This is a genomic window from Actinomadura sp. K4S16 (genome assembly GCF_008327685.1).
Classification (GTDB): Bacteria; Actinomycetota; Actinomycetes; order Streptosporangiales; family Streptosporangiaceae; genus Spirillospora.
Window position 1 is genome coordinate 632,740 of record NZ_BDDE01000013.1, and the last position, 26,674, is coordinate 659,413.

The window sequence follows — 26,674 nt, forward strand, 5'->3', positions numbered from 1 at the left end:
GGTCCGGGCGTCAGCCGCGCAGGGCGGAGGCGAAGATCCTCGGCAGCGCGCTCCAGCGCGGTCGTGCCGTGAAGCCGGTCAGCAGCCGTCCGGTGGCGGCGGCGGTGCGGTTGGTGACGAACCACGGGGGTTTCGGGGAGATGGACCGCTCCCCGTGCAGGATGGACCGTGGCGAAGGCCGGAACGGCCCGGTCAGGACGGTGCGCTCGGTGTGGTCGAGGAGCAGGGCGTTGTGGACGACGCCGATGCCGCTCTGCACGTCCTCCAGGGTGTGTCCCGGGTAGGCCCCCCAGGTCGCCCGTGGGGTGAGGAAGCCGAGGCCGGTCCAGGCGTTCACCCCGATCGTGCCGTAGCGCAGGTCGGCGACGGCCGTGCGGAGACGGCCGCCGAGCGCCCTGATCGTCGCGGGATGGACGATGATGTTGGCGCCCAGGGTGCCGCGCAGCCGGTCGTTGGCGGCGGCCACCGCGGCGTCGAGGAACTCCGCGCCTGTCCCGGGCAGCTCGGCGACGCCGAGCACAGGGCCGAAGTACTCGGTGGAGAAGGCCGACTCCCCCGCGTCGGTGAGGTCCAGGCCGGTGAGCAGCGTGCGTTCCGGTGTCCCGCCGACGGCCTCGGCCGCCGGGTGGAGACGGCGGGCGGACCGGACGCGCGCGTCGCATCCCGGGTACCACGCCGGGCGGGCCGGTGCGGCCCTCAGCGCCCGGCGGAGGGCGGCGAGGAAGTCGTCCTTCTGCGCCCAGTCGGAGCTGAGGATCACGATCTGACCGGCGACGCAGTTGCACCCGCTGTTGTGCAGGCGCTGGGTGGCCACGTGCTCGGCCTGGAACCGCAGGTCCGCCGCGGACCACTCGCCCGGCACGACGATGACGGGGCAGACCCCGCCGAGCTCGCTGGTCATCGGCTTGTCCAGCCGCGGAGCGCCCGCCGCCTTCCCGGCCGCCGCCTCGTCGCCCACGCCCCACACGACGGCGTCGTGGGTCGCCTCGCTCCCGGTCATGTGGACCGCCGTGATCCCCGGGTGGTTCGCCAGGGTCGAGCCGACTTCGGCTCCCCCGCTGACGATCTCGACGAGGCCGCGGTCGATCAGCGGCAGGAAGATGGTGCGGAAGACCCCGAGGAGCGGGTCGGTGATGGGGTTCAGCTTGAGCACGACGGTTCGGTTGTCGGCGTACAGCTGGTAGAGCACGTCGAGCGGAGGGATGGAGAAGATGTTGCCCGCGCCCAGCACCAGTGCCACGCCGCCGGTCCGCTCCGGTGTCCGCTGCCCGAGTCCCGCACCGTCATGCAGCTGCTCCTCGGTGACGCCCGGCTTCGTCCAGACCTCGGCCTGGAAGCCGTTGAGCAGGAGCCTGTCGAAGACGTGGTGCGGCAGGATCCGGACGGCGAGCCGACCGCCCGGCGCCTCGCCGACGCCGTATCCCGCGAGCACCCGGCCGCCGCGGCCCAGGCGGTCCAGGGTCTCCTGCAGCGCCTGCGCGTAGCCGATCAGGGCGTACGGGCCACTGGTCCACTCCTCGCCGACGGACGGCGAGGCCGTGGGGAGTCGCTTGATGCGCGCCGCGATGCGGACCCACTCGGCCGCGTTCGCGTGGGCGGCCCGCATCACCTCCAGGAGCAGGTCGCGGCGCTCGGCCAGGGGGGTCGCGGCCCACGCCTTCTCGCCGGCGGCGAGGCGCTGGACGAGCGCGTCGGGGTCGAGGTGGGCGCCGGCCGGTTCTGTCAGCCTCATGGTCTGTTCCTCGGATGTGCGGACGAAAGGTGTCGAGGAGCGGGGGGCGCGAGAGGGGGCGGCGGGGTCACCGCCACCCCTCGGGCTCAGGAGTACTCGGCGAGGATCTCTCCGGCGGCGCGGCGGCCGGACCGGACCGCGCCGTCCATGTAGCCGTTCCAGACGTCGGAGGTCTCCGCGCCGGCCCAGTGGATGCGGCCGACCGGCGCGGTGAGGGCCCTGCCGTACTGGGTCCAGGCGCCGGCGCCGAGTCGTCCGCCGTAGCAGCCGCGGGTGAACTCCTCGGCGGTCCAGTCCTGCTCCACCACGTCGAACGGGCGTGCGGCCTTCTCCCCGAAGTACTTCACCAGGGCGGCGACGACCAGTTCACGGCGCTCCTCGGCGGTCGCCCGGCCGGCGGTGCGGGCGTGGGCGCCTTCGAGGAAGCCGACCAGGACGCCGCAGGAGCCGTCGGGCGGGGAGTTGTCCAGGACGACGTTGAACGAGTCGTCGAGGCTGAGCACGAAGCCGTTGAGCCCCTCCTCCCGCCAGAACGGCGTGTCGTAGCCGACCTGGAACTTGATCACCGAGCCGGCCGGCATCTGCTGGGTCAGGCCGTCGCGCAGCGCGGGCAGGGCGGGGGTGTAGCGGATGCGGCCCGCGAGCGTCTGCGGGACCGCGACGATCACGTGCCCGGCGGTGACCTGGCCACCCTCGTAGGCGACGACGACCCCGGTGTCGTCCTGGACGATGGAGCGGACCACCGCGCCGAGCCGCACCAGGTCGCCGAGTTCCTCCGCCATCCGCTCGGAGATCCGGTGGGTGCCGCCGACCACGCGGGTCTCCTGGGCCCCACCAGTGGTCGCGACCAGGGTCTCGAGGCTGGTGCCGGACTTGACGTAGAAGAGGAAGTGCAGCAGCGAGAGCTCCGGAGACTCCGCCGAGAAGAGAGCGGGCACCAGCAGGCGGAAGAAGCGCAGGGCGATGGTGTCCTCGGTGCTGGCGACCAGCCACTGGTCGAGGGTGCGGCGGTCGAGGTCCTCGGCGCCTTCGGTCTCCCACGGCGCCCCGGTGGTGACGGTCGAGGCGAGCTCCTCGATCTCCTCCCAGAGCCGGCCGACCTCCATCGCGGAGTCCAGAGGGAGGCCGAAGGTCTCGTCGGCGTACCGCACCGCCTTACCGTCGTAGACGGTGAGGGACTCGCCGTCGTCGAAGGTCGAGAAGGTCTCCAGGCCGAGCTCCTCGATGAGCTCGAGGACGGCGTCCTGGGTCGGGCCGACCCACTGGCCGCCCATCTCCACCGGCACCCCGTTGCTGAGGACGCCGCCGAGCGTGCGGCCCGCGACCCGGTCCCGGGCCTCCAGGACGGCCACGGTCCTTCCGGCGGCCACCAGCTCCCGGGCCGCACTGAGGCCGGCGAGACCGGCGCCCACCACGACGACATCGACGTCAGGCATGGGACCTCCAAGTAGTACAGTCGTATGACTTACTTCATGGACCGTAGACGCCGACGTCAGTCGAGGCAAGACCTCAGACGGACAGATTCATGCAGCCGACCGGATCACGTGGCCATGCCCCGCGCTCAGGCGCCACCGGCGGTGCGGACCCGCCCGGCCGGCCGCACCCCGGCCAGCCCGATGAGCATCTCGATCACGGCGTCGAGGTCCTCGCGCGACCGGCCCGGACTGGGGTCGCACACGTGCTGCAGGATCAGCCCGTCGACACTGGCCACCACCACCCTCGCCAACTGGGCGAACGGGATCGCGCAGACCTCACCGGCCTTGCCGGCGGCCTCCTGGCACCACTGGGCCACGATGCCGGCATAGCGTTCGTACTGCCAGCGCGCCAGGTGCTCTTGCCCCGGGGTCCGCAGAGCGTAGGTGGTCAGTTCGTACTGCATGAGCTGCAGGTCGGACTGCTCGGCCACCAGTTGGGACCAGAACCTGGTGAGCCCCTGGCGGATCGCGTGCTCGAGGCCGTCCTCCACCTGCACCGACTCCTTGAGCACCCCGGCGATCTCGTCGACCACGTCCTCGATGACGGCCCGCAGCAGGAGTTCCTTGGAGGGGAAGACGTACTGCAGCGTCCCGAGCGAGACCCCGCCCTCCGCGGCGACGGCGCGCAACGAGGTGCGGGCGACGCCCTCCCTTGCCAGCACGCTGCGGGCGGCCGCCACGAGCTGCTTGCGACGGACCGAGGCCTCCATGTACGCCATTCACTCTCTCCCAGATGTGGTCGACTGACCGAATTATTGTCCCATCCATCTTGTCAACCGGCGTGGCACCTGCTTATCGTCACCTCCCAGTCGGTCAACTGACTGAATTCAGCGGCACGACCATCCCTCCTCCAGCGTCGCGGCAGGCGGCGGGAGGGGAGGCGCTCGCACGGCGCGCGTGGTCGTCTGAGAGGAAGGGAGACCGTCGGTGTCAACGGTGGACTCCACTCGCCCCCGCGAGGGGCGGTTCGACGGCGGTGCCATGGGGACCGCCGACATCGTGTTCTTCGTGCTCGCGGGCGTGGCCCCGATGGGCGTCGTGGTCGCCCTGCTGACCCTGTCGATCGCCCTGGGCGACGGCGCCGGCGCTCCGGGCACCTACCTCATCGCGGGCGTGGTGCTCGCGCTGTTCAGCACCGGGTACGTGAGGATGAGCCGGCGGATCACCAGCGTCGGGGGTTTCTACACCTTCGCCCGGCATGGACTGGGCCGGCACGCGGGCGGCGCCACCGCCTACGTCGCGCTGCTCGCCTACAACGTCGCCACCATCGGGATTTTCGGTGCTCTGGCGTACTTCGGCGGTGAGGTCATCAGCGAGATCGCCGGTGCGCGGGTGTCCTGGCAGGTCTGCGCCCTGGCCTTCTTCCTGCTCGTCTCGTTGCTGGCTTATTTCAAGGTCACCATGAGCGCGAAGGTGCTCGGCCTCGCGCTCGCCGCCGAGGTGCTGCTCCTGCTCGGCTTCGACGCGGCGGTCCTCATCGAGAAGGGCTTCCACGGCTTCTCCCTTGAGGTGTTCCAGCCCGCGGTGGTGTTCGGCGGCGGCTTCGGCGTCAGCCTCATGCTCGCCTTCGGCTCCTTCGTCGGTTTCGAGGCCACGGCCCTCTACGGTGAGGAGGCCCGTGCACCGCACCGCACGGTCCCACGCGCGACGTACGTCTCCCTGGCCGTCATCGCCGGCTTCTACCTGGTCACCACGTGGGCCGCGATTTCGGCGTACGGCGTCGACCACGCCCAGGCCGCGGCCAAGGACGACCCCGAGAACTTCATCTTCAACGCCAGCACCGACTACCTCGGGCAGTCCTTCACCGACATCATGGGCATCCTGGTGATGACCAGCCTGTTCGCCGCCTTCCTGGCGTTCCACTGCAACACCGCCCGCTACCAGGTGGCGCTCGCCCGCGACGGCCTGCTCCCGCGGGCGATGGCCCGACTCCATTCCCGACACGGCTCCCCCGTCGTGGCGAGCGGCTGGCAACTCGGGCTCGTCGCGGCGGCCACCTTCGGCTTCACCCTCGCCGGACAGGATCCCTACCTCGGCATGGGCATCAGTCTCTACGGCCTCGGAGTGCTCGGCATCGTCGCGCTACAGGCCACCGCCGGCATCTCGATCGTCGGGTTCTTCCTCCGCCACCGCCGGGGCGAGTCGGTCTGGGGCGCCATCGTCGCGCCGGCCCTCGGCGGCCTCGGACTGGTCGTCGGGCTCATCCTGATGCTCGTCAACTACTCGACCCTGACCGGCAGCGACCTCGCCTGGGTGAACTCGCTTCCGTGGCTCCTGCCCGCGGCCGCGGTCGCCGGGGTCGTCGCGGCCGGCCGCCAGAAGGGCGTCGAGCCCTCCGACCGGGCGTACGCGACGATCCAGTCCGAGCTCGCCGCGGCCGAGAACGCCCGCCGACAGGGAGAGTGAGCCCGCCGTGCCCACCGCGATCTCTCCTGACTCCTCGATCGCCGACCTCAGCGCGGCCCTCGCCGCCGGGCTGGTCACGAGCGTCGAGCTCGTGGCGATGTTCCTCCACCGCATCGCCGCCTACGACCGCGCGAACATCACCCTGAACAGCGTGCCCGTGCTGAACCCCGAATCGTTCGCCGAGGGGCGCCCTCGCGCGGCCTGATCTCCGTCCGGGGCAACTGGCCGCTGCTCCCCGTGCGGGAGGTCTCACGACCGGTGAACAGCTGGGCGCCTTCGCCGAGTTCGACGAACCCGATCTGGTGTACGAACCCGCGGGGGGCTGCGGCGAGCACCGCAGGCCCCGGCAGGCTGCCGCCCCGCTTGGAGAATGCCCTCTCGAGGAACGGCCGGCGGCGCTAGCCGTTGCGTACCGTGAGGGAGGCCTCGATCCCGTAGTGGTCGGACAGGACGGTCGAGCGACCGCCGGGGAGCCTGGCCTTCTCCTTGAAGACCAGGCGCGTCTTCGCCTCCATCCCCGGCCTGACCAGGAGCTGGTCGATGGCGCCGATCTCCGCGTAGTCGGGGCGGAAGGTCGGTTCCGTGTCGCCGCCGAATGCGTCCCGCAGCCCGGTGGCCGAGACGAAGTCCGCGAAGTAGGGGGAGTCGCGGGGGACGTTGAAGTCGCCCATCGCCACCAGCGGCTCCGTCTTCGGGATCCGGTCGACGGCGGCCGCCAGCCGGCGCAGCTCCGCCTGCTCGACCCGCGTGTAGACGTTGGACGGAGACCAGTCCATGTCGAGGTTCGCCGACAGGTGGGTGTTCACGACGGTCAGGTGGCCGCCGGGGAGCCGGATCCGGGTGAACAGGGCGCCCTTGCCCAGCAGCCATTCGGGACGGGCCGGACGGGCAGGAACATAGTGCACGAAGTGGCGGCGGGTCACCGGATGGCGGGAGAGCGTCACCAGCCCGCCGCGCACGAGCGGGAACAACGGCGCGTAAGCGACGTGCGGATACGAGGGCGCGGCGCGGCGCAGCAGGCTCAGGACCCGCCACGAGATGACCTCCTGCAGGCAGACGACGTCGTACTCCGACCGCTCGATCATTTCGGCCAGCACGCCCATCCGGGCCCGGGCCTCGCCCTTGTACAGGGTGTTGAACGTGAGGACGCGCGCCTGCATGGCGGCCACTCTATGTCACCGCGTTGCCCGGCGAGGTGACGCCTTCGGATACTGGGCGCGACGACCGGACCGGTGACACCGGACGCGGCTGGACGGAAAGGTTCTGCATGGGATTCCAACTCGGCTTGTTCTCCCCCAACACCGAATCGGGCCTCGCCATCACGACCGCACCAGAGCGATGGCATGCGACCTGGGACGAGAACCTGCGGCTCGCGCGGATCGCGGACGAGGTGGGCATCGACTTCCTCCTCCCGGTCGCGCGCTGGACCGACTGGGGGCCGGACACCGACTTCCACCGCAGCGCCCTCGACCCGCTGGTGTGGGCGTCCGGGCTCCTCGCCCAGACCAGCCGGCTCCGCGTGTTCACCACCGTCCACACCGCGTTCCACCATCCCGTCGTCGCGGCCAAGCAGCTCGCGACCGCCGACCACCTCAGCAAGGGGCGGGTCGGGCTGAACATCGTGGCCGGTTGGCACGCTCCCGAGTACGAGATGTTCGGCCTCACGCTGCCCGGCGACCACAACACGCGGTACGCCCTAGCGCAGGAGTGGTGGGACGTCGTCAGGCGCATCTGGTCGAGCGACGAGCCGTTCGACCACGAAGGGCGGTTCTTCCAGCTCAAGCATGTGGTGGGCAGGCCCAAGCCGTATAACGGGCACAGCCTCCCGGTCATCAACGCCGGGTCGTCCGCGCAGGGGCGGTCGTTCGCCGCGCGCAACGCCGACCGGGCGTTCACGGTCGTCGGCGGCCCGGAGGACGGGGCCGGGATCGTGAAGGCCATCCGCGCCGAGGCCGCCTCCCACGGCCGGGAGGTGGGCGTCTTCACGCTCGGCCATGTCGTGTGCCGCCCGACGAGGGCGGAGGCCGAGGACTTCCTGCGCTACTACGCCGACGAGCACGCCGACTGGCCCGCCGTCGACGAGGTGATGCGGCTGCAGGGGCTGCACGCGCAGTCGTTCACACCGGAGATGCTCCAGGTGTACCGGGACAGGTTCGCGGCCGGGCACGGCAGTTGCCCGCTGGTCGGCGACCCCGACGACGTCGCGGACGGCCTCGCGGAGTTCGCTCGTGCGGGATTCGACGGTATCGCTCTGTCGTTCCTCAATTACGCTGACGAACTGGGTTACTTCGCCGCCGAGGTCATGCCGCGGCTGCGGGCCCGAGGTGTTCTGCCCGTCGCCCATCAGGAAACGGCTCCCCCACCAGGACGATGACATCAACCGCGACAAAGCCGCCCCTGTCCGCCCATCGGCGCGTCGTCAGCAAGGACATCGGAGTCCTGCACGACACGGTCGAACCGTTCGCCGTCGGCCACGACCTCCAGGCGCTCGAACCCGACGTGCCGATGGACGGCCTGGTCAACGCCCTCGGCGTGGGATCGGTGAACCTCGTCTGGGTGCGGTACGGGGGCGGCGGCGTCATCGTCGACACGCCGCCCACGGAAGGCCATTTCGCCATGTGCGCGCCGATCGCGCCCATGGGCGTCGAGTACCGGGCCTCCAGGCGCCGCGAGACCGCCGGCGGCAGCCTCGTCCTCTCGCACGACGAGGCGATGCGGAGCACGCCGCATCCGACGGAGGGCTGCCTGGTGATCGCGACGAGCACCGGGCGGCTCGCCGACCATCTGGGCGCCCATCTCGGACGCGACCACACCGCGCCGCTGCGCTTCCACGACGCCGGCGAGCAGGGCCTCGTGCCGTCCTCGATCGTCGAACGCACCTGGCGGTACGTGTGCGACGTCCTGGACGACGCGGCGGCGCAGGGCGGGCTCCATCCGCTGGCCGAGCGCAGCCTGGAGGAGTCGCTGCTCACGGCGATCCTCCTCGGCCTGCCGCACACGGGCACGCCGAGCCTCGCGGAGCCCGCCGGCCGGGTCCCCCACCATCTGGCCGGGATCATCCGGGAATGGGTCGAGGCGCACCACCACCGCCCGGTCGGGGTCACGGACATCGCGGCGGCCGTGGGGCTCGGCGTCCGGCAGCTCCAGGCCGTCTGCCAGACCGAGTGGGGCCTGACGCCGACGCAGCTCCTGCGCGGCGTGCGGCTCGACCGCGCCCGCGCCGCGCTCACCGTCGCCCGGCCCGGGCCCCGCACCATCACCGACGTCGCCGGGGCCGCCGGATACTTCCACATGAGCCGTTTCGCCGCCCACTACCGGCAGCGCTTCGGGGAGACGCCCTCGCAGACCCTGATGCGGAGCTGAGTCAGTTCCGCTCGATGCCCGCCAGGATGCGGTCCCCGGCGCGGCGCCCGATGCGGGCCAGGGCCCTGTTCGCGGTGGGCGACACGCGGGAGAGCGCGCGGCCGAAGCGCGCCTCGGCGGTCACGTGCACCACCGGCCTGTCCTGCCGGACGGCCCGCAGGATGGCCCGCGCGACCTTCTCCGGCGCGAATCCCCGGCGCTCGGACGCCCGCCCGAGCCGCTCGCGCAGCTCGGTCTCCGCGCCGCGCGGCAACCCGACGAATCGGGTCCTGCCGACGATGGGCGTATCGATCACCCCGGGGCAGATGGCCGAGACGCCGATCCCGTAGCGGTCGAGGTCGAGGCGGAGGCCCTCGGTCATCTGCAGGACGGCGGCCTTGGTGGCGCCGTAGGCGGGCATCTCCGGGCTGGGCAGGTAGGCGGCCATCGACGAGAGGTTGACGATGTGGCCCCACTCGCCGCGTTCCACCATCTGGCGGCCGAACAGGCGGGAGCCCCGGTACATGCCGTCCAGGTTGATGGAGCGGATGCGGTTCCACTCCTCCTCGGACGTGTCGAGCAAGGAGCCCGCGATGGCGATGCCCGCGTTGTTCACCACGATGTCGGGCACGCCGAACACGTCCCGGACGTAGTCGGCGAACCGCTCCATCGCCTCGGCGTCGGCCACGTCGACCCCGTAGACGTGCGCTTCGCCGCCGGCAGCCTGGATCTCATCGACCGTTCGCTCGGCGGCGCCTTCGTCGATGTCCGCCGCGACCACGCGGGCGCCTTCTGCGGCGAAGGCGTGGGCGGTGGCGCGTCCGATGCCGCTGCCCGCCCCCGTGACGACGACGAGATCGCCGCCGAAGTCCTTGCCGGGACGTCCTGCCGCGCGCGCGTGGGCGAGGCCAGGGGTCTCCGGCCCGCCTTCGATGTGCTCCACGAACTCGCCGATCCAGCGGGCGACGAGATCGGGATGGCTGCGCGCCACCCAGTGCCCGGCCGGTGCGCGCCGTACGTACAGGCGTTCCACGGGCCCGCGCGCGGACAGCAGGAGCGACTGCGAGCCGTAGCGGTCCTTGACGGGGACGATGAGCTGGACGGGGACGTCCGTCCGCCCGTCCCCGGACGCGCCCTCGCCCCGGCCCGCGCCGGCGCGGTACATGTTGGCGCGGTACAGGCCGAGCCCGTTGCGGGCGTCCGCGGCCAGCGTGCCGGCCGGATGCCCGGGGCGCGGTTCGGTGCCCTCGCGCAGCCGCATCGTCCGGCCGAACCCGGCGGCGAGCACCCGGGCCGCGGCCTCGCCCGCCCGGGGCGCCATCAGGACCGGCATGTAGACGCTGCGCCGCGCCTGCCCGAGCACCTCCGCGACGCCCCGCGGCCCGGACCGGACGGCCTCCCGCGCCCAGCGGGCCATGTGCCGCCGGTCCGGCCCGGAGATCGAGGTGAAGGAGGCGATGCGGCCGCGCAGCCGGTCCCCGATGACGGCCTCCCAGCCCTGCACCGAACCCCAATCGTGCCCCACCAGGTGGACGGGCTCGTCGGCGCCGACGCCGTCCAGGACGGCCTCCAGATCGCCCATGAGCGCGTCCAGCCGGTAGTCCAGCGGGTCGGCGGGAGCGCCGGACGCGCCGGCCCCTCGCACGTCGTAGGCGACGACGCGGAACCGCCCGGCGAGCCGCTCGGCGACCTCGTCCCACATCGCGCCGGTGTCCGGGTAGCCGTGGACGAGCACGACCGTCGGCCGGTTCTCCACGCCCCGCACCCGCACGGCCAGCTCGATCTCGCCCGACCTCACCCGCTGGTCACGCATCAGCCCGCCCGCCTGTCCCTAGGAGCCCGTTTCCCGTGAAACTACGCCCCTCAAGCGGCCTGTCCAGAGAGTTCCCTCAGGAAGGGCGCGCGCTAAGGCCGGTGCACGAACGCAGGCCGTTCCACCGCTGGACCTCCGCCTTGGCGGCGGCGCCCTTCATCGGGATGGGGATGCCGCCGGAGATGAGGGCGGGGCTCCACTTGTCCTTGGCGACCTTGCCGTTCACGACCTTGAGGAACAGCACGCCCGACTTCGCCGTCTGGCCCTGCGCCGAAGAGAACACGAAGTTGCCCATGCCGTAGTGGACGTAGGCGCCGTTCATGTAGCCGCCGCCCAGCGGGATGTGCGCGTGTCCACCGACCACCACGTCGGCGCCCGCCTCGACGAGCGCCTTGGCGAGTTCCTGCTGCCGGGGCAGCGGGCACCCCTTCAGCTCGGCGCCCCAGTGCAGGTGCACGATGACGACGTCCGATCCTTGGCGCGCCTCCTTCACCGCTTGCACCATGCGCGGGACGTCCTTGGCGGACGCGAGGCCGCCCTTGGCGTCGGTGGCCGTCCACGCCTGGATCAGGTTGTCGTCCAGCACCTGCGTGGCGCCGACGATGGCGATCCTGTTGCCCTTCACGGTGACGCGGTACGGGCGGTAGGCGGCATCCGCGTTCTTGCCGATGCCGACCACCGGGAACCGGCTGCGCTTGATGGCGGCCAGGGAGTCGCGCAGGCCGCCCTCCATGTAGTCCATGCCGTGGTTGTTGGCCATGGAGGCCACGTCCACGCCCGCCGCCTTCAGGGCCGTGAACGCGGTGGCGGGCGCGCGGAAGGTGAACTGCTTGCCGGGCGCGGGCGTACCACCCGTCGTGATCGCCGTTTCCAGGTTCACCATGGCGAGGTCCGCGGCGCGCAGCTGCTTGGCGACCGGCCCGAGCGCGGTGGACGGGTTGGCCAGCCGCCCCCGCAGCGACCCCTCGAAGTGCGTGTCGCCGCCGAAGGCGATCAGGATCGGCTGCTTGGCGGCCTTGGGCTGCTGCGACCCGTCCCCGCCCTGCCCCTGGCCTTTCGGCGACGCCGGGGGCGTGGCGCCCTCCGCCTTGGACTTGTCGGATCCGCCGCACGCCGCCGCGGCCAGCGCCACCCCGGCCACGACCACGGCGGTCGTCCCCCGCAAGCCCGTCTTCCCCCGCATGGCCATCGCCTCGCCTCCGTCCGGCCCCCCATGGACCTCCGCGTCGGGTCGGCCCAGCATGCCACGAGCACGCTGCGCCCCGGCAAAGACGCACGAGTCTTTGTCTTGAGCCGTTCTTGTTTACGGGGATAGGTTGACCCGCATGACCGCATCCGAGACGCCGAGGCCCCGCACCCGATGACCGTGGCGAGCCCGGCCCGTCCGGAGGGCCGCGTGGGCGACACCCGGCGCCTGGTGTGCCGGAGCTGCGGAGCGGCCGAGGACGCCGACCGCGCCGCGGCGCACGCCCCCTGCCTGGAGCCGCCGGCCGGCACCGGCTTCCGGATCGAGGCGGCCGAGGTCACCTTCCGGGGCCTGTGCCCCGCGTGCCGTCCCGCCGCCGAGGGCGACTGACCACCACCGGAGGGGACGCCCGGCCTCGGGGCGCCCTCACCAGGGGGAGCGGCCGGACCACCTCCCACCGACCGCTCCCCCTCCGCCCTTTTTCGTCGGTAACGTGCACGCCCATGACCCTCCGCTTCGACGAGACCGGGTGGGAGCCGCTCCAGCCCGGCGCCTACCGCAACGCGGACGGCGACGTCGCCGCCCTCTACGGGTACGACATCCCGCCCGACCTGCCGGCCCCGCTGGAGCAACTCGACCTGCTGCGCCGCCGCATCGCCGAAAAGGCGGCCGAGGCCGGCGGCGGGCTGATCGAACTGGACGTGATCACGCTGGACGGGCTCCCGGCCGTCCGGCAGATCATCAAGCTGCCGCTCCCCGACCGTCCGGCCGGCGTCGCCTACGTCGCATCCTTCACCGTGCCGCGCGCGGACCGCAGCCTCGTCCTGAAGATCCAGTGCCTGGAGCAGGGCGTCACCGGGATGCGTGACAGCACCGCGCTCAACCACTACCTGACCGAGTACGGGCAGGGCCGCGACCTCCAGGACATGATGCGCTGGTGGGCGCAGCACGCCTACGCCCCGGAGATCCAGGGCGGCCTGCCCCGCAACCTCTCCGAAGACCCCGGCTGGGACCCGCACTTCCCCCAGCACCCGCTGTCCCGGGCCCGCCGCACCCTGACCGCCCTGGCCCCCACGATCGAACTCCACCCCGACTTCAAATCCGCCCCGCCCTTCGCCCCCTGACCCCGCCAACGGCCCGCGCATCCAGGCTCTGGCCTGGTACTCGGCCGAGCAGAGGAGCCTGACGCATGCCCCTTCCGGTATGGGCGGCGAACCCCTCCTGCCTCCTGATCACCATCGAGGAGTACGAAGCGCTGCCAGTGGAGGCACGCCTAGGCATCGAGATCGTGGACGGCGGCGTCATCGGCTGCAAAGGGGCCAGCCCGCAGGAGCGCGACGTGTCGCGCAACCTGACGACGGCCCTGCGGGCCGCGCGCCCCGCACAGGCCGATCTCGAAGTTCTGGCAGGCGCTGATGTGCACTTCCGGGAGAGTGGCCGGGCTCCCCACAGGGGCGAGAAGCACTTCACCATGCGGCGGCCCGACATCAGTGTCGCGCGCCGGAAGGAGCCCGGGGCGAAGCTCTGCTCGGACGACGTCATGGCCGCCATCGAAATCACATCATCCGTCGACATCACCCACTTCTATGACAAGCGGGCCGAGTATGCGGGCCAGCGCATTCCCGTGTATCTCATCGTCCTCATGCATGGCCGGCGGATAGTGGACGTCCAAGAGCACCGACTTGACTGGAGCGGATGCGATTACGGGCTGGCAGCCGTGCATCGCGGTTCGCTCAGCACCGAACTGCCTGAGGGGATGAAGGTGAACGTGGCGTTCTCGGAGTTGGAAGGCGTCTGACGCCACGGGCGGCCTGCGGCTCCAGAGGATCACCGGACGCGGTGTGAGCGGCCCGGCGGTCCCGGGGCGGGCGAACCGGGGGCCCGCGGTTGGCAAATGGGGCTTTGTGGCAAAGTAACTCCGTTGTGCCTTTATGGGCCATGCCCGGCCATGGCGTCCGCGCGGACGGGCGGGTCATGATGGGGAGACGGTCCCGTTCACAAGGAGTGTCCCGATGGGCGACCGCACGGCCTTCCGCACCTGCCCCCTCTGCGAAGCCCTGTGCGGGCTCGAACTGACCCTCGACGAGGCGGGGACGGTCAAGCGCGTCCGCGGGGACGAGAAGGACCCGTTCAGCAAGGGCTTCATCTGCCCCAAGGGGGCGACGCTCGGGAGCCTCGACGGGGACCCCGACCGGCTGGCCGAGCCGCTCGTGGCGGGCGAGACCGCCGGGTGGGACGAGGCGTTCGAGGCCGTCAGGCGGGGGCTGTCGGAGGTCGTCGCGCGGCACGGACGCGACGCCGTCGCCGTCTACATCGGCAACCCGACCGCCCACTCGATCGCCGGGCCGCTGTACGGGAGCGCGGTCGTGAAGGCGCTCGGCACCCGCAACCTCTACACGGCGAGCACCGCCGACCAGATGCCGAAGCACGTGGCGTGCGGGCACATGTTCGGCGACCCCCTGGCGATCCCCGTGCCCGACCTCGACCGCACCGGGCACCTGCTCATGCTGGGCGCGAACCCGCTGGAGTCGAACGGCAGCCTCGCGTCCGCTCCCGACTTCCCGGGCCGGCTCAAGGCGATCCGGGCGCGCGGCGGCAAGATCACCGTGGTCGACCCGCGCCGGACGCGGACGGCCGCCCTCGCCGACGAGCATGTGTTCATCCGCCCGGGGACGGACGCGTTCTTCCTGATGGCGCTCGTCCACACCCTGTTCGCCGAGGACCTCGTCAAGACCGCCGAGCACCTGGCCGGGCGCGTCAACGGCCTGGACGACCTGCGCGCCCTCGCCGTCGACTTCGCCCCCGAGGACGTCGCGGACGCCACCGGCGTCCCGGCCGCGGTGATCCGCAGGACGGCGCGCGAGCTGGCCGCCGCCGACCGCGCCGCCGTCTACGGCCGCATCGGGACGTGCACGCAGGCCTACGGGACGCTGAACAGCTGGCTCGTGGACGTCCTGAACGTCCTCACCGGGAACCTCGACCGGCCGGGCGGCGCGATGTTCCCGCGGCCCGCCCACGCGCCGGTGTACCGGCGCAAGAAGCCGTTCACGACCGCGCGGTGGCGCAGCCGCGTGCGCGGACTGCCCGAGGTCAACGGCGAGCTGCCCGTCGCGACGCTCGCGGACGAGATCGAGACGCCCGGCGAGGGGCAGGTCAGGGCGCTGATCACGATCGGCGGCAACCCGGCCCTGTCGGCGCCGAACGCGGCCCGGCTCGACCGCGCGCTCGCCGGCCTGGAGTTCATGGTCAGCATCGACCCCTACCTGAACGAGACGACGCGGCACGCCCACGTGGTGCTGCCGCCGCCGCGCCCCGCGCAGACCCCGCACTACGACATCGCGCTGACCGGGCTCGCCGTCCGCGACTACGCGCGCTACTCGCCGCCGGTCGTCCCGCTGCCGGACGGGCGGCCCAGCGAGGCCGAACTCCTCGCGCGGCTCGCCGTGGCCGCCTCCGGGACGGACGGCGACCCCGCCCTGCTCGACGAGATGATCATCAAGTCGACGCTGGCGAAGGCCGTCGCGATCCCCGGTTCCCCGGTGCACGGCCGCGAGCCCGACGAGCTGCGCAAGATGCTCGACACAGGCACCCTCACCGAGCAGCGGCTCGACATGATGCTCCGCCTCGGCCCCTACGGCGACGGGTTCGGCGCCGAACCCGCCGGCCTCACGCTCACGCGGCTGCGCACCGAGCACCCGCACGGCCTCGACCTCGGCGCGCTCAAGCCGCGCCTGGACGAGGTCCTGTGCACGACGTCCGGCCGGATCGAGCTGTGCCCGTCCACGTGCGCCGCCGACGTCGACCGCCTGCGCTCCGCCCTGCGCGATCCGGGGGCGTCCGGCGGGACGGTGCTGATCGGGCGCCGCCATCTGCGGTCCAACAACAGCTGGCTGCACAACGTCCCCGAGCTGGTGCGCGGCTCCAACACCTGCACCCTCCAGCTCAACCCCGCCGACGCCGAGCGGATCGGCGTCGCAGCGGGCGACACCGTCCGCGTCACGTCCCGGGCGGGCGCGGTGGAGGCCGTCGCCGAGCCCACCGACACGATCATGGCCGGGGTGGTCAGCCTGCCGCACGGATGGGGCCACGACCGCCCCGGGACGAGGACGCGGGTGGCGAGCCGGCACGCGGGAGTGAACGTCAACGCGGTCACCGACGAGCAGGAGATCGACCCGCTCTCGGGCAACGCGGTCCTCAACGGAGTCCCCGTCACCCTGGAGGCGGCGCGCTGAGCCGTTGTTTAGCCCCTCCCGGCACCAGGTAGGTATGACTGGCCGCGGAGGAACGCGGGAGACTAGGGTCGCAACAGGCGTCCCATCAGGACCGCGGAGGAGGGGCATGAACCGACGGGTCAACATCTTCCGGCGCGGGACGAGCCCCCAGGCGACCGCGCGGCTGGCCGACGCGACCGAGGGGCTGGAGCACGCCCGCGCCCTGGACCGCCCCATCCGGACGATCTCCGGGGCCGTACGGCGCGTCCTGCGTCCAGGGCCGCTCAAGGACGCCCTCCACGGCGTCCCGGTCGGCCACCCCGCCCATCCGCCGCTCACCGACCTGCCCATCGGGCTGTGGATGTCGGCCGCCGTGCTGGACCTCATGCCCGGTACGCGGCGCGCCTCGCAGGTGCTGGTCGCCGCCGGGCTCGCCGGCGCGGTCCCGACCGTCCTCACCGGCATCGCCGACTGGTCCGCCCTGCACCGCGAGCAGCAGCGCGTCGGGCTCGTCCACGCCGCCGGGACGGCCACCGCGAGCATGCTGTACTCGGCATCGTTCGTGGCCCGCTACCAGGGCCGGGACGCCGCCGGGCGCGCGTTCGGCTTCGCGGGCCTCGGCGCCCTCGTCGCGGGCGCCTACCTCGGCGGGCACCTGGCGTTCCGGCAGGCCGCCGGCGCCAGCCACGCCGACCAGCTCGCCCACCTGGTCCCCCTCGGATGGCACGACCTGTGCGCCGTCGAGGACCTCCCCGACGGGTGGCCCGTCTCCCGGCGCCTCGGCTACATCGACCTGTTCGTGCTGCGCCGGGGCGAGGAGGTGCACGTCCTCGCCGACCGCTGCAGCCACCTCGCCGGACCGCTCCACCAGGGCCGCATCCTCACCGACGACGAGGCCGACGCCTGCGTCGTGTGCCCGTGGCACGGCAGCACGTTCCGCGTGGCGGACGGCTCCGTCGTCCACGGCCCGGCCACGGCCCGCCAGCCGTCCTTCGAGACCCGCGTGACCGAGGAGGGCACCCTCCAGGTCCGCCCGACCTGACCTCTCCCGCCCAAGGCGCTCGCGCAGGTGCGCGGGCGCCTTCGCGCATGCCCGCACGCGAGCCTCACACGGCCCCGCCGCCTTCCGGGCTTGCGGCTGCATGTCCGAACGCTGGGGAGATCATCCGGTTTTCCCATATTGACCCCTTAAGAGGGAGAATAGTTGTCCACTATGTGGCTTTCGCCTGCGGTATGAAGATTGCAATTGGCAGTTCTGCGACAAAGCCTTCACGGAGGGCACTGATCACTAAACCCAATGTTTGCGACCTGGACGACATGCGTGGAATTCCCCTCGGGAAGCGTGATCAAGGAAACCATGCCGGACACCTCCGGCATCGAAGATCATTTCGTGGGGGGAAGTATGAGGACGAGCACGCGAACCGGCATGGCACTCGCCGTGGCCGGTGCGGCGAGCGGACTGACGCTGCTGTCCGGCGGCGCGGTCGCCGGCGCGGCCACCGCGCACACCACCGAGGCGGCGACCACCGTGAACCAGGCGGCCGCCCCGCTCCCGGCCTGCCGGTACGTGGTCACCGCCAAGCACGGCCTGGCGGTCCGCATGGGCCCGGGCGTGAAGTTCCACCAGGTCGGCACCCTGAAGTACGGCGCCCACATCACCGCCGACTGCAAGAACAGCGGCTGGACCCAGCTGCGCGGCGGCGTCCCGCAGGCCTGGATCGGCAAGTGGGTCTCCCGGACCTATCTCAAGCCGCTCGGCTGCGGGTACACCGCCGTCGCCAAGCACGGCCTGGCGGTCCGCACCGGCCCGGGCGTGAAGTACCCGCAGGTCGGCACCCTGAAGTACGGCACCCGCGTCAACGCCGACTGCAAGAGCAAGAACGGCTGGGTCCGGCTGTACGGCGGCGTCCCGCAGGCCTGGATCGGCAAGTGGGTCTCCAGCAAGTACCTCCGGTCGGGCCACCCGGTGGGCCGTGTCGACGCCGGTGGCGGCGGCACCTCGATGGCGGGCTTCCCGATGCTGGCCGGCGCCGGCGCCGGGGTCCTCGCCCTGGGCGGCGGCATCGCCGTCGTGACCCGTCGCCGCCAGGTGAAGGGCGTTTCCTGAGCCCATGGACAGGAGAAGGCGCGACGGCCGGCCGAGCCGAACCTCGTATCGGCTGGCCGCCGCGCTCATCGCGACGGGGACCGCGATGTTCGTCGTCGGACTGGTGCGCGACCACGCCGGTCCGCCGCCGCAACCGCCGTCCTCGGATCTCGTACTGCCCGGCCCCAGAAACGCGGAGCCGGCACCCGCCATCGCCCTTCCGCGGTCGATTCCGAAACGGATCAAAATACCGTCCATCAAGGTCGACGCGCCGATCCGTCCCGTCGCCACGGAACGGGACGGGACGCTCGGCGTGCCGCCGCTCAGCCGCGTCCGGGAGGTGGGCTGGTGGAAGGAGGGCCCGACGCCGGGCGAGGACGGCAACAGCGTGCTCGTCGGCCACGTCGACTCCAAGACCGGCCCCGGCGCCTTCTACAGCCTTGGAGCGCTCCGTCCGGGGCGCAGGATCGAGGTCGTCCGCGGGGACGGCACGTCACCTGCCTTCCGCATCGACCGGATCCAGCGCGTCGACAAGGACGAGTTCCCTTCCGACAGCGTCTACGGACAGCAGGCAGGCCCCGAACTGCGCCTGATCACCTGCGGTGGGAAGTTCGACCGCAAGCGGGGCCACTACCTGGACAACATCATCGTCTACGCGACCCTGGTCCCCGGCCCGCGGAACGCCGCTCCGGAGACCCGGCGCAACTCCTGACCACCGTGCCGGCGGCGCCGGGACGTGCCCGGCGGCCGCCGGTCCGCGGTCAGCCGGGGGGCTCGGCGCCGTCGGTGGCCACGGGGTGCTCCACCAGGGCCAGCACCCGGCTCGCCATGAAGCGGGCCGTGCGGACGGGCGTGCCCGTCCGGGTGACCTCGCTGACCTCCACGACGCCGCGCCGCGTCGCGACCTCCACGCGGCGCCCCGCCCGGCTCGCCGCGACCTCGTACGTCCGCGTCCCCTCGCCCCCGGCGTCGATCACGATCTCGACCCTGTCGCCCTTCATCCGCGCGAACCTCCGGTAGTCGAACGTATATTCGACTTATACCCGGAACATCAGATCGGCAACCGTCACAAACGGGGCGAAACCCCTGGTCAGGCGAGAAGATTGACGATCGCGACGATGCCCACGACGACGATCACGGCGCGCAGCGCCAACGGCGGGATGCGGCGGCCGACCGAGGCCCCGATCATGCCTCCGCAGGTGGACCCGGCGGCGATGAGCAGGACGACCCACCAGTTGATCTCGGCGCGGCCGAGCAGCCACATGAGCGTGAACAGGATCGCGGCGGTGCCGTTCACGACGGCCGACAGGACGTTCTTGCCCGCGTTCAGGCGTTGGAGGTCGTCGTCCAGCATGATGCCGAGGAGGGCGATGAGGATGATGCCCTGCGCGGCGCCGAAGTAGCCGCCGTACATGCCCGCGAGGAGAACGCCGACCCACAGCGCCGGGCCCCCGTGGGGGCGGTGCTCACCCTCGCGGCGCCGCAGCATCCACTTCTGCAGGCGGGGCTGCACGACCACGAGCACCAGCGCGATGATGATCAGCGCGACGACGATGACGTTGAACGCCTCGGGAGGCAGGCCGAGCAGCAGCAGCCCGCCGATCACGGCCCCGATGAAGGAGCCGGTGGCGAGCCGCGTCAGCCTGCCGCGCTGCCCCTTCAGCTCGTGGCGGTAGCCGTAGGCGCCCGTCACGCCGCCCGGGACGAGCCCGATGTTGTTGGAGATGTTCGCGACCACGGGCGGGTAGCCGAGCGCGACCAGGGTCGGGAAGGTGATCAGGGAGCCGGACCCGACGACGGTGTTGATGCCTCCGGCGGCCACACCGGCCGCGAAGACGGCGACCGCGTCCAGGAGATTCACGACCGCCCCATCCCTGTGCTCCGAGTTCCCGACAGTGCGCACATCGTAGGGAACCCGCCGCGGACCCCGGCCGGTCGGGGGGTGTTATGTGGCGTCCTGCCCCGATTCAGCGGGCCGAGCGGGCGTACCAGCGGCCGTTCTGGCGGTCGATGGCGAGCGGGAGCCCGAAGGTCTCCGACAGGTGCTCGGGGGTGAAGACCTCGTCCACCTTGCCCTGCGCGACGATCCCGCCGCCGCGCAGCAGCAGCGCGTGGGTGAAGCCCTCGGGGACCTCCTCCACGTGGTGGGTGACCATCGCCATGGCGGGCGCGGCAGGATCGTCGGCGAGGGCGGCGAGGCGGGCGACGAGGTCCTCGCGGCCGCCGAGGTCGAGACCGGCGGCGGGCTCGTCCAGCAGCAGCAGCTCGGGGTCGGGCATCAGCGCGCGGGCGATCTGGACCCGCTTGCGCTCGCCCTCCGACAGCGTGCTGAACGTGCGGCGGATCAGGTCGGCGCAGCCGAGGGCGTCCAGCAGCGCCACCGCCCGGTCGAGGTCGGTGGAGTCGTACTCCTCCCGCCAGCGGCCGAGGATCGCGTACGAGGCGGTCAGCACGAGGTCGAGGACGGTCTCACCGGCCGGGACCTTCTCCGCGAGGGAGGAGCTGGCGAGGCCGATGCGGGGACGGAGCTCGAACACGTCGGTGCGGCCGAGCTCCTCCTCCAGGATCTCGACGCTGCCCTCGGTGGGATGCAGCATCGCGGCGGCGACCTGCAGCAACGTGGTCTTGCCCGCGCCGTTCGGACCGACGATGACCCACCGGTCGCCCTCGTTCACCGTCCACGTGACGTCCTGCAGAAGGGCGGCCGCGCCGCGCCTGACCCCGACTCCGCGGAGTTGAAGTACCTCGCCTGCCATCGCGCGCCTTCGTCCCCAATCCGGTGGTCCGTGCTCCCGCTTGCAGGAAAGAACCTATGCGATTCGGGGCGTCCGTGGCCCCCCGGGACCGCACCCGGAGTCCGCCTCCGGTACCCGCCCGCAACGCGAGAGGTCCCTTACGTCCGGTGGCACCGGCGATCTGAGCGCTTATCGTGGATCGCATGCCCATTACGGAACGCACGAGACCGAGAATGAGCACGGACGTATGAGCAGGGCCGTCGCGATCGCCCTCGTCGCCTGGGGCAATGCCTGGCTGACGGGGCACGTCGGCCTGGACGAGGCGGTCGACGAGATCGAGAAGAGCGCGGGCCCGCAGATCGTCGGTGGCGAGCCCGCCGAGGTGACGCTGCGGCGCGGCCTCGGCGACCTGCGCGTCGGCGGGCTGGCGGCGCTGCGGCTGGCGCTGCCGGAACCGGGCGACCCGCTGGGGCTGACCGGCCCGCCGTCCTTCAACCGCGCGGCGATCGATGCGGGCGCCGCCGTCGTCGCCGTCCTCGACGGGCGGGCGATGGGGCTCGTCCCCTCGGTGGACCGGCGCGGCTCGTCCTACGTCGGCGTCCGCTGGACGACGCACGACGCGTCGGCGGCCCCGCCCGACGTCCCGTCCCTGGCGGAGGCCGACCACCGGCTCACCCTCGCCATGCGGGACGCCACCGAGGCGCTGCTGGCCGTCGACGACTTCGCCGGCGTGCCGCCCGAGATCGCGGACGCGCTCGTCGACCTGCGCGACCCCGACCGCGGCGACCACCTGCTGGCCCCCGGCTACCCGCCCCGCGCCCACCGCGTCGCCGCCCTCGCCGGCCGCCTCTCCCTCGTCGTCGACCTCGCCCGGCAGATGGACGACCGCGGCCTCAGCGCCGACCAGATGAGGCGCCGCGACGAGGCCCTCCGCCTGCTGGACGGCGCCGTCCGCCGCGCCCTGGTGGCGGCTTGTAATAGCGCATTCGATCCGGTTCCCGGAGCGGAGCGCTAGCGGAGCGCAGGGAACCGGATCGGACCCGCTTTACCGGGGGTGTGGGGGTCGCCCCCACAAGAGACACGACCGGTTCCCGGAGCGGAGCGCTAGGGGAGGGCTTGCAATGCGAAGCGGGGCGTCCCGGGTGGGACGCCCCGCTCTCGTGGGTCGTGGGTCAGGCGCGGACCACGATGGTGTTGCAGATCTTGTCGGCGAAGGTCTGCTTGCGCTCGTCCCACAGCGGCCAGAGGAAGCCGATGTAGCACAGGAAGCTGTCGGCGATGTGCGCGAGCTTGCGCACGAACGCCATGCCGAAGCCGATGGGCTGGCCGGTCTGCGCGCTGACGAGGCGGATGCCCATCTGCCGCTTGCCGATGGACTGGCCGGTGGTGCCCTCCTGGTAGCAGATCCACAGGCCGCCCGCGATGGAGATGGCCGCGCCGATCAGCATGAGCAGGAGGCCGAACAGGGCCGCGCCGCTGCTGCCGGAGCTGCTGAGGACGATCATCAGGATGTACAGCACGAACACCGGACCGGCGAAGATCAGGTAGTCGATGATGTAGCCGCCGGCGCGCGAGCCCCACTCGGCGAGCTGGCCGGTCGAGCCGTAGTGGTGGTGGTGCACCTCGTAACCCGGCTGGGACGGCGCCGAGGGCGCACCGTAACCGGGCTGGGCCGAGGGCTGCTGGCCGTAGCCGGGCTGCGCCGGGGGCTGCTGGCCGTAGCCCGGCTGGGCCGGGGGCTGGCCGTAACCGGGCTGCGCCGGGGGCTGCTGGCCGTACCCGGGCTGCCCGCCGGGCTGGCCGTAGCCGGGCTGCGCCGGGGGCTGCTGGCCGTACCCGGGCTGTTGCTGCCCGTAGCCCGGCTGCTGACCGTACGGGTCGTAGGGGTTGCCCACACTTGCTCCTTATAGATTGACCCTGTGGTTATGTGACGCCCGCCGGACCCGGTGGGCTCCGCAAGTCTGACCGAGGACCGACCGCGGCTCAAACCCGCAGAACACCGAACCGGACGAGCTGCCACAGCTCCGACCCGACGAGGGCGGTGCCGAGCATCCAGGCACGGGTCTTCGGCTGGAGTGCCCACCACCGTTCACCCAGTCCCAGCGGTGCGGCGGCGACGGCGACGGCGCCGGTGAGCGCGACCGGGTTCGCGAGGACGGCGTGGCCGGGGCGGCCCGAGCCGAACTCGATGAACACGGTCGTGCCCCCGCACAGGGGACACGGGATTCCGGTGAGCGCCCGCAGGGGACAGAGCACGCCGGGGTCGTTCACGCGATGGATCCATGACGCGCCGACGGCCGCTACGGCCATCGCCGCGACGCGCAGCACCACACCCAGGTGTCTGTGCCGCGCTGCGGTGAGGGTCCGGCTGACGATCCCCCCGAGCGCACCTTGCGGTACACCGGCGGACGCCGCCCCGGGCGCTCCCCCCAACGAATCCTCCGCCTCGATGACATACAGGTGAGTGACCCGTATATCGGGTGCACCCTATGGTGGGTCAAGTCCTGGCAACGATCCGCTACGGGACCGTTACTCATCGCTAGGCGACACCACCTCTCGGGCAAGAGTAGGACAAATCGCCAGCTATATGGGCACTCTTTCGCGTTAGAGCATGAATGAATCGTCCGATTCCGGCACTCGGTGAACGCGGCGAGCCCGCGATCCGCAGGCGGCCGGGGATGTGCGGGGGCGGCGGGAAGCCGAGCACCCCGTGCGGCATCGCGGAGGGGGAAACGCTCGTCGACGCCGCCCTGTCCGGCCCGGGACATGACGAAGGCGTGCGGCGTCCGGGCCGGTCCGACCGTCCGGCCCGGGAGCAGGGGCCGGGGCGGGGTCAGGCCTGGGCGGCGGCGCCGACGACGACGGGGCCCTCGGTGCCGGAGAGGTGCTCGGCCTCGACGACGTCGGCGATGACGGCGGTGATGTTGTCGGGGCCGCCGTTCTCGCGGGCCTGCTCGATGAGCCGGTCGACGGCGCGCTGCGGGTCGGCCTCGGCGGACAGCACCTCGTAGATCTTCTGCGCGTCGACCGGGCCGCTCAGGCCGTCCGAGCACAGGAGGTAGCGGTCGCCCAGGCGGGCCTCGCGCAGGCGCAGGTCGGGCTCGCGGTCGTCGCGGCCGTCCAGCACCCGGTACAGCACGTGCGAGAGCCGGGACGTCTCGGCGGGGTCGGCCACCTGGCCGGCCTGCTCGGCCTCCGCCTTGAGCAGCTCGTCCATGGTGTGGTCCTGCGTCATCTGGAAGAGCTCGCCGTCGCGCAGAAGGTAGCCGCGCGAGTCTCCGACGTGCGCCAGCGCGACGGACTCGCCGGACCAGAGCATGGCGGTGAGCGTGGTGCCCATCCGGCTCAGGTCGGGGCGTTCCTCCCGGACGATGCGCAACTTCTCGTTGGCCTCGGCCACGGCGCGGCCCAGCATGTCGACAAGATCGTCTTTATGGGCATCGGTGTCCAGCGAGCGCAGGGAGCCGATGACGGTCGAGCTCGCGACCTCGCCGCCCGCATACCCGCCCATGCCGTCCGCGACCGCGATCAACCGCGCACCGGCGTACCCGGAGTCCTCGTTGTTCTCCCGGTTGCACCCGATGTCGCTGCCTGCTGCGTACCTGATTGCTACGTTCATACCAATTTCGATGACGATCCTGTCAGAGGAGTTGTATCAGCCGCGGGCGGTGGTCTTCCCGCTTTCACCGGCGGCACTCGTGTTTCCGACACCATGCCGGACAGCGTAGAGCGCCGCCTGCGTCCGATCCTGGACTCCCAGTTTCATGAGCAGATTACTGACGTGCGTCTTGACCGTCTTCTCGGACACCACGAGGGCGCGGGCGATCTCGCGGTTGGACCTGCCCCGCGCTATGTGCACGAGCACCTCCCGTTCCCGTTCGGTCAGCGCGGCGAGGCCGCGGTCGTCCCCTCCCGCGCCACCCGCCGTCCCGTCCCGCAGCATCGCCTCGGCCGCGTCGGGCGCGAACAGGACGTGCCCGTCGTTGACCGCCCGGATCGCCTGGACGAGCGCCTGCGGGTCGACGTCCTTGTACAGGTACCCGGCCGCCCCGGCCTGGACCGCCGGCAGCACGTGCCCGCGTTCCGTCACGCTGGTCAGGACGAGGACCCGTGCCGTCACCCCGCGAGCCCGCAGCTCCGCCAGCGCGGTCAGGCCGTCGGCGCCCGGCATCTTGAGGTCCATGAGCACGATATCGGGCTCCAGGGATTCGGCCAGTGTCACGGCCGACGTGCCGTCCTCGGCCTCCCCGACGACCTCGATGTCGTCCTGGATGCCGAGGAAGGTGCGCAGGCCCTGCCGGACGACCGGATGGTCGTCGGCGATGAGGACCCTGATCTTTCCCCGTACGGCGCTCACAGCGGCACCTCCAGCCGGACGGTCGTGCCTCCGCCGGGCGTGGCGTCGATCGTGAGCTCGCCGCCGATCGAGTACGCCCTCTCGCGCATGGAGGTGAGACCCAGCCCGCCCTGGGGCTCCACCTCGGACGCGTCGAAACCCGTGCCGTCGTCGGAGACTTCAAGCACGGCCCGCTCCTCCTCCGTGCGGAGACGGACCTGCACGGTGCCCGCCCCGGCGTGGCGCAGCGCGTTGTAAAGCGCCTCCTGGGTGATGCGGTAGGCGACGGCCTCGTGCCCCTCCGGCAGGACGACGGCTTCGTCCGCGCAGAGGCGGACCGTGGCCTCGTGCGCCCGGTCGAGGACCTCGACGTGCTTGCGCAGCGACGCCACGAGGCCGTCCGCCAGATCGGCGGGACGCAGCTCGAAGATGACGGCGCGCAGCTCGGCGAGGGCCTCGGCGGCGAGCCGCTCCACCTGCTGGAGCTCCCGGACGGTCCGGACCGGGTCGCGCTCGGCCAGCGCGGACGCGGTGCGGGCCGTCAGCCGCAGCGAGAACAGCTTCTGCGCGACGGCGTCGTGCAGTTCGCGGGCGAGCCGGTTGCGTTCGGCGACGACCGTCAGCTCGCGGTTGTGCTCGTACAGGCGGGCGTTCGCCATCGCGATGGCGGCGTGCGCGGCGAAGAGGGTGAGCAGGTCCTCGTCGTCCTGGGTGAAGCCGCCCGGACGGCGCTTGTTGGCCAGGAAGATGATGCCGAGGATGTCCTCGCCGTCGCGGATCGGCACGCCGAGGAAGTCCTTCAGGACGGGGTGCGCCACCGGCCAGCCCTCGAACTCGGCCTCCTTGCGGATGTCGCTGAGGCGCTTCGGCGCGTCGGCCTTCAGCATCGCGGCGAGCATGCCGTGCTGGCGGGGCAGCGGGCCGATCCGCTCCCATTCCTCTTCCGAGACGCCCTCGACGACGAACTCGGCGAACGAGCCCTCGTCGTCGGGCACCCCGAGGGCCGCGTAGCGGGCGTCCAGCAGCTGCGCCGCCGCCCGGACGATCACCTGGAGGACCTCGTGCACGGACAGGTGCCGGGTCACCGCGAGCACGGCGGAGCTGACGGCGTGCAGGGTCGCGCCCTGGTCGCCGCGGCAGCCCTCGTCGGTCACCATCCCGGCCTCTCGTTCTCCCCCCGGCGGACGCCCTGCGGCGCCCGCATGTGAAGACCGTACTCTCTAGGCGGGTCTTCTCGAATCAGCCGCCGGGAGTACGTGCCGCCCCGGCCCTCCCATGCGCGGGGGACGCCGGTCCTAGGACCATCTGACGACCGTCCGAAGGGCCCGTCGGCCGATGCCTCCGGACGCGCC

Annotated in this window: 26 protein-coding genes; 12 read left to right on the forward strand and 14 right to left on the reverse strand. The window is 72.1% G+C overall.

Features of this window, described 5'->3' with window-relative positions:
- Positions 1-10: 10 nt before the first annotated feature.
- The 3 genes from K4S16_RS18075 to K4S16_RS18085 form a co-directional block, all read right to left on the reverse strand.
- Positions 11-1,732 carry an aldehyde dehydrogenase family protein gene (locus K4S16_RS18075; RefSeq protein ID WP_149260091.1) on the reverse strand — a complete coding sequence of 574 codons (1,722 nt, stop codon included), beginning with the start codon at positions 1,730-1,732 and terminating at the stop codon, positions 11-13.
- A gap of 86 nt (positions 1,733-1,818) precedes the next feature.
- Positions 1,819-3,168: an FAD-dependent oxidoreductase gene (locus tag K4S16_RS18080; protein ID WP_149260092.1), complete on the reverse strand. Its 1,350-nt coding sequence runs from the start codon at positions 3,166-3,168 to the stop codon at positions 1,819-1,821.
- Positions 3,169-3,293: 125 nt separating this feature from the next.
- A complete protein-coding gene (locus K4S16_RS18085) occupies positions 3,294-3,926 on the reverse strand; it encodes a TetR/AcrR family transcriptional regulator (RefSeq protein WP_149260093.1) in 633 nt (210 codons plus the stop codon).
- 208 nt (positions 3,927-4,134) lie between these two features.
- Here K4S16_RS18085 and K4S16_RS18090 point away from each other — a divergent pair, with 208 nt between their 5' ends.
- Both K4S16_RS18090 and K4S16_RS18095 read left to right on the forward strand, forming a co-directional pair.
- Complete coding sequence (locus K4S16_RS18090) at positions 4,135-5,613, forward strand: APC family permease (protein ID WP_149260094.1); 1,479 nt, start codon at positions 4,135-4,137, stop codon at positions 5,611-5,613.
- A gap of 7 nt (positions 5,614-5,620) precedes the next feature.
- On the forward strand, positions 5,621-5,818 hold the full coding sequence (locus tag K4S16_RS18095) for a hypothetical protein (protein ID WP_149260095.1): 198 nt from the start codon (positions 5,621-5,623) through the stop codon (positions 5,816-5,818).
- A gap of 193 nt (positions 5,819-6,011) precedes the next feature.
- Here the strand turns inward: K4S16_RS18095 and K4S16_RS18100 are convergent, their stop codons facing one another.
- Entirely contained in the window at positions 6,012-6,773 is a 762-nt protein-coding gene (locus K4S16_RS18100; protein WP_149260096.1) for an endonuclease/exonuclease/phosphatase family protein, read from the reverse strand.
- Positions 6,774-6,880: 107 nt separating this feature from the next.
- On the opposite strand from K4S16_RS18100, the gene K4S16_RS18105 reads away from it, so the two are divergent.
- Together K4S16_RS18105 and K4S16_RS18110 are read left to right on the forward strand one after the other, a co-directional pair.
- Positions 6,881-7,987, forward strand: coding sequence for an LLM class flavin-dependent oxidoreductase (locus tag K4S16_RS18105; protein WP_149260097.1), 1,107 nt, complete (start codon positions 6,881-6,883; stop codon positions 7,985-7,987).
- The gene (locus tag K4S16_RS18110; protein ID WP_149260098.1) at positions 7,984-8,976 is read left to right on the forward strand and encodes an AraC family transcriptional regulator; all 993 of its coding nucleotides are present in this window, start codon (positions 7,984-7,986) and stop codon (positions 8,974-8,976) included. Before K4S16_RS18105 ends, K4S16_RS18110 begins: the two co-directional genes overlap by 4 nt.
- Before the next feature lies 1 nt (position 8,977).
- On the opposite strand, the gene K4S16_RS18115 is transcribed toward K4S16_RS18110, so the two are convergent.
- Entirely contained in the window at positions 8,978-10,768 is a 1,791-nt protein-coding gene (locus K4S16_RS18115) for an SDR family oxidoreductase (protein ID WP_149260099.1), read from the reverse strand.
- Between the two features lie 76 nt (positions 10,769-10,844).
- A complete protein-coding gene (locus K4S16_RS18120) occupies positions 10,845-11,951 on the reverse strand; it encodes a CapA family protein (RefSeq protein WP_149260199.1) in 1,107 nt (368 codons plus the stop codon).
- Between the two features lie 213 nt (positions 11,952-12,164).
- Between K4S16_RS18120 and K4S16_RS18125 the strand changes: the two genes are divergently transcribed.
- The 7 genes from K4S16_RS18125 (at position 12,165) to K4S16_RS18155 (ending at position 18,963) form a co-directional block, all read left to right on the forward strand.
- A complete protein-coding gene (locus tag K4S16_RS18125) occupies positions 12,165-12,344 on the forward strand; it encodes a hypothetical protein (RefSeq protein ID WP_149260100.1) in 180 nt (59 codons plus the stop codon).
- A gap of 113 nt (positions 12,345-12,457) precedes the next feature.
- Complete coding sequence (locus tag K4S16_RS18130; protein WP_149260101.1) at positions 12,458-13,078, forward strand: hypothetical protein; 621 nt, start codon at positions 12,458-12,460, stop codon at positions 13,076-13,078.
- A 65-nt stretch (positions 13,079-13,143) separates the two neighbouring features.
- Positions 13,144-13,752, forward strand: coding sequence for a Uma2 family endonuclease (locus K4S16_RS18135; RefSeq protein ID WP_149260102.1), 609 nt, complete (start codon positions 13,144-13,146; stop codon positions 13,750-13,752).
- A gap of 214 nt (positions 13,753-13,966) precedes the next feature.
- Entirely contained in the window at positions 13,967-16,186 is a 2,220-nt protein-coding gene (locus K4S16_RS18140) for a molybdopterin oxidoreductase family protein (RefSeq protein WP_149260103.1), read from the forward strand.
- A 106-nt stretch (positions 16,187-16,292) separates the two neighbouring features.
- A complete protein-coding gene (locus K4S16_RS18145; RefSeq protein ID WP_149260104.1) occupies positions 16,293-17,207 on the forward strand; it encodes a Rieske 2Fe-2S domain-containing protein in 915 nt (304 codons plus the stop codon).
- Positions 17,208-17,591: 384 nt separating this feature from the next.
- Positions 17,592-18,272: an SH3 domain-containing protein gene (locus K4S16_RS18150; protein WP_160160944.1), complete on the forward strand. Its 681-nt coding sequence runs from the start codon at positions 17,592-17,594 to the stop codon at positions 18,270-18,272.
- Positions 18,273-18,276: 4 nt separating this feature from the next.
- On the forward strand, positions 18,277-18,963 hold the full coding sequence (locus K4S16_RS18155; protein WP_149260106.1) for a class F sortase: 687 nt from the start codon (positions 18,277-18,279) through the stop codon (positions 18,961-18,963).
- A 49-nt stretch (positions 18,964-19,012) separates the two neighbouring features.
- On the opposite strand, the gene K4S16_RS18160 is transcribed toward K4S16_RS18155, so the two are convergent.
- The 3 genes from K4S16_RS18160 to K4S16_RS18170 all read right to left on the reverse strand — a co-directional run bounded on the left by K4S16_RS18160 (position 19,013) and on the right by K4S16_RS18170 (position 21,007).
- Entirely contained in the window at positions 19,013-19,252 is a 240-nt protein-coding gene (locus K4S16_RS18160) for a hypothetical protein (RefSeq protein ID WP_149260107.1), read from the reverse strand.
- A gap of 89 nt (positions 19,253-19,341) precedes the next feature.
- A complete protein-coding gene (locus K4S16_RS18165; RefSeq protein WP_149260108.1) occupies positions 19,342-20,112 on the reverse strand; it encodes a sulfite exporter TauE/SafE family protein in 771 nt (256 codons plus the stop codon).
- A 106-nt stretch (positions 20,113-20,218) separates the two neighbouring features.
- The gene (locus K4S16_RS18170) at positions 20,219-21,007 is read right to left on the reverse strand and encodes an ABC transporter ATP-binding protein (RefSeq protein WP_149260109.1); all 789 of its coding nucleotides are present in this window, start codon (positions 21,005-21,007) and stop codon (positions 20,219-20,221) included.
- 226 nt (positions 21,008-21,233) lie between these two features.
- Here K4S16_RS18170 and K4S16_RS18175 point away from each other — a divergent pair, with 226 nt between their 5' ends.
- On the forward strand, positions 21,234-22,001 hold the full coding sequence (locus K4S16_RS18175) for a hypothetical protein (protein ID WP_149260110.1): 768 nt from the start codon (positions 21,234-21,236) through the stop codon (positions 21,999-22,001).
- Between the two features lie 157 nt (positions 22,002-22,158).
- Here the strand turns inward: K4S16_RS18175 and K4S16_RS18180 are convergent, their stop codons facing one another.
- The 5 genes from K4S16_RS18180 to K4S16_RS18200 all read right to left on the reverse strand — a co-directional run bounded on the left by K4S16_RS18180 (position 22,159) and on the right by K4S16_RS18200 (position 26,479).
- On the reverse strand, positions 22,159-22,881 hold the full coding sequence (locus tag K4S16_RS18180) for an RDD family protein (RefSeq protein ID WP_149260111.1): 723 nt from the start codon (positions 22,879-22,881) through the stop codon (positions 22,159-22,161).
- 88 nt (positions 22,882-22,969) lie between these two features.
- Entirely contained in the window at positions 22,970-23,257 is a 288-nt protein-coding gene (locus tag K4S16_RS18185; protein ID WP_235036885.1) for a DUF2752 domain-containing protein, read from the reverse strand.
- Between the two features lie 562 nt (positions 23,258-23,819).
- Positions 23,820-24,605 (reverse strand): PP2C family serine/threonine-protein phosphatase, encoded by a 786-nt coding sequence (locus K4S16_RS18190; RefSeq protein ID WP_149260112.1) that lies wholly within the window; start codon positions 24,603-24,605, stop codon positions 23,820-23,822.
- Between the two features lie 36 nt (positions 24,606-24,641).
- Entirely contained in the window at positions 24,642-25,343 is a 702-nt protein-coding gene (locus tag K4S16_RS18195; RefSeq protein WP_149260113.1) for a response regulator transcription factor, read from the reverse strand.
- Positions 25,340-26,479, reverse strand: a complete 1,140-nt coding sequence (locus K4S16_RS18200) for a GAF domain-containing sensor histidine kinase (protein ID WP_149260114.1) — start codon at positions 26,477-26,479, stop codon at positions 25,340-25,342. The genes K4S16_RS18195 and K4S16_RS18200 overlap by 4 nt, the downstream gene beginning before the upstream one ends.
- Between the last annotated feature and the right edge of the window lie 195 nt (positions 26,480-26,674).

Bases quoted from the DNA above. Each gene is read 5' to 3' on its own strand.
- K4S16_RS18075 (WP_149260091.1), bottom strand. From the start codon at position 1,732: ATGAGGCTGACAGAACCGGCCGGCGCCCACCTCGACCCCGACGCGCTC.
- K4S16_RS18080 (WP_149260092.1), bottom strand. From the start codon at position 3,168: ATGCCTGACGTCGATGTCGTCGTGGTGGGCGCCGGTCTCGCCGGCCTC.
- K4S16_RS18085 (WP_149260093.1), bottom strand. From the start codon at position 3,926: ATGGCGTACATGGAGGCCTCGGTCCGTCGCAAGCAGCTCGTGGCGGCC.
- K4S16_RS18100 (WP_149260096.1), bottom strand. From the start codon at position 6,773: ATGCAGGCGCGCGTCCTCACGTTCAACACCCTGTACAAGGGCGAGGCC.
- K4S16_RS18105 (WP_149260097.1), top strand. From the start codon at position 6,881: ATGGGATTCCAACTCGGCTTGTTCTCCCCCAACACCGAATCGGGCCTC.
- K4S16_RS18110 (WP_149260098.1), top strand. From the start codon at position 7,984: ATGACATCAACCGCGACAAAGCCGCCCCTGTCCGCCCATCGGCGCGTC.
- K4S16_RS18115 (WP_149260099.1), bottom strand. From the start codon at position 10,768: ATGCGTGACCAGCGGGTGAGGTCGGGCGAGATCGAGCTGGCCGTGCGG.
- K4S16_RS18120 (WP_149260199.1), bottom strand. From the start codon at position 11,951: ATGCGGGGGAAGACGGGCTTGCGGGGGACGACCGCCGTGGTCGTGGCC.
- K4S16_RS18130 (WP_149260101.1), top strand. From the start codon at position 12,458: ATGACCCTCCGCTTCGACGAGACCGGGTGGGAGCCGCTCCAGCCCGGC.
- K4S16_RS18135 (WP_149260102.1), top strand. From the start codon at position 13,144: ATGCCCCTTCCGGTATGGGCGGCGAACCCCTCCTGCCTCCTGATCACC.
- K4S16_RS18140 (WP_149260103.1), top strand. From the start codon at position 13,967: ATGGGCGACCGCACGGCCTTCCGCACCTGCCCCCTCTGCGAAGCCCTG.
- K4S16_RS18145 (WP_149260104.1), top strand. From the start codon at position 16,293: ATGAACCGACGGGTCAACATCTTCCGGCGCGGGACGAGCCCCCAGGCG.
- K4S16_RS18150 (WP_160160944.1), top strand. From the start codon at position 17,592: ATGGCACTCGCCGTGGCCGGTGCGGCGAGCGGACTGACGCTGCTGTCC.
- K4S16_RS18155 (WP_149260106.1), top strand. From the start codon at position 18,277: ATGGACAGGAGAAGGCGCGACGGCCGGCCGAGCCGAACCTCGTATCGG.
- K4S16_RS18160 (WP_149260107.1), bottom strand. From the start codon at position 19,252: ATGAAGGGCGACAGGGTCGAGATCGTGATCGACGCCGGGGGCGAGGGG.
- K4S16_RS18170 (WP_149260109.1), bottom strand. From the start codon at position 21,007: ATGGCAGGCGAGGTACTTCAACTCCGCGGAGTCGGGGTCAGGCGCGGC.
- K4S16_RS18175 (WP_149260110.1), top strand. From the start codon at position 21,234: ATGAGCAGGGCCGTCGCGATCGCCCTCGTCGCCTGGGGCAATGCCTGG.
- K4S16_RS18190 (WP_149260112.1), bottom strand. From the start codon at position 24,605: ATGAACGTAGCAATCAGGTACGCAGCAGGCAGCGACATCGGGTGCAAC.
- K4S16_RS18200 (WP_149260114.1), bottom strand. From the start codon at position 26,479: ATGGTGACCGACGAGGGCTGCCGCGGCGACCAGGGCGCGACCCTGCAC.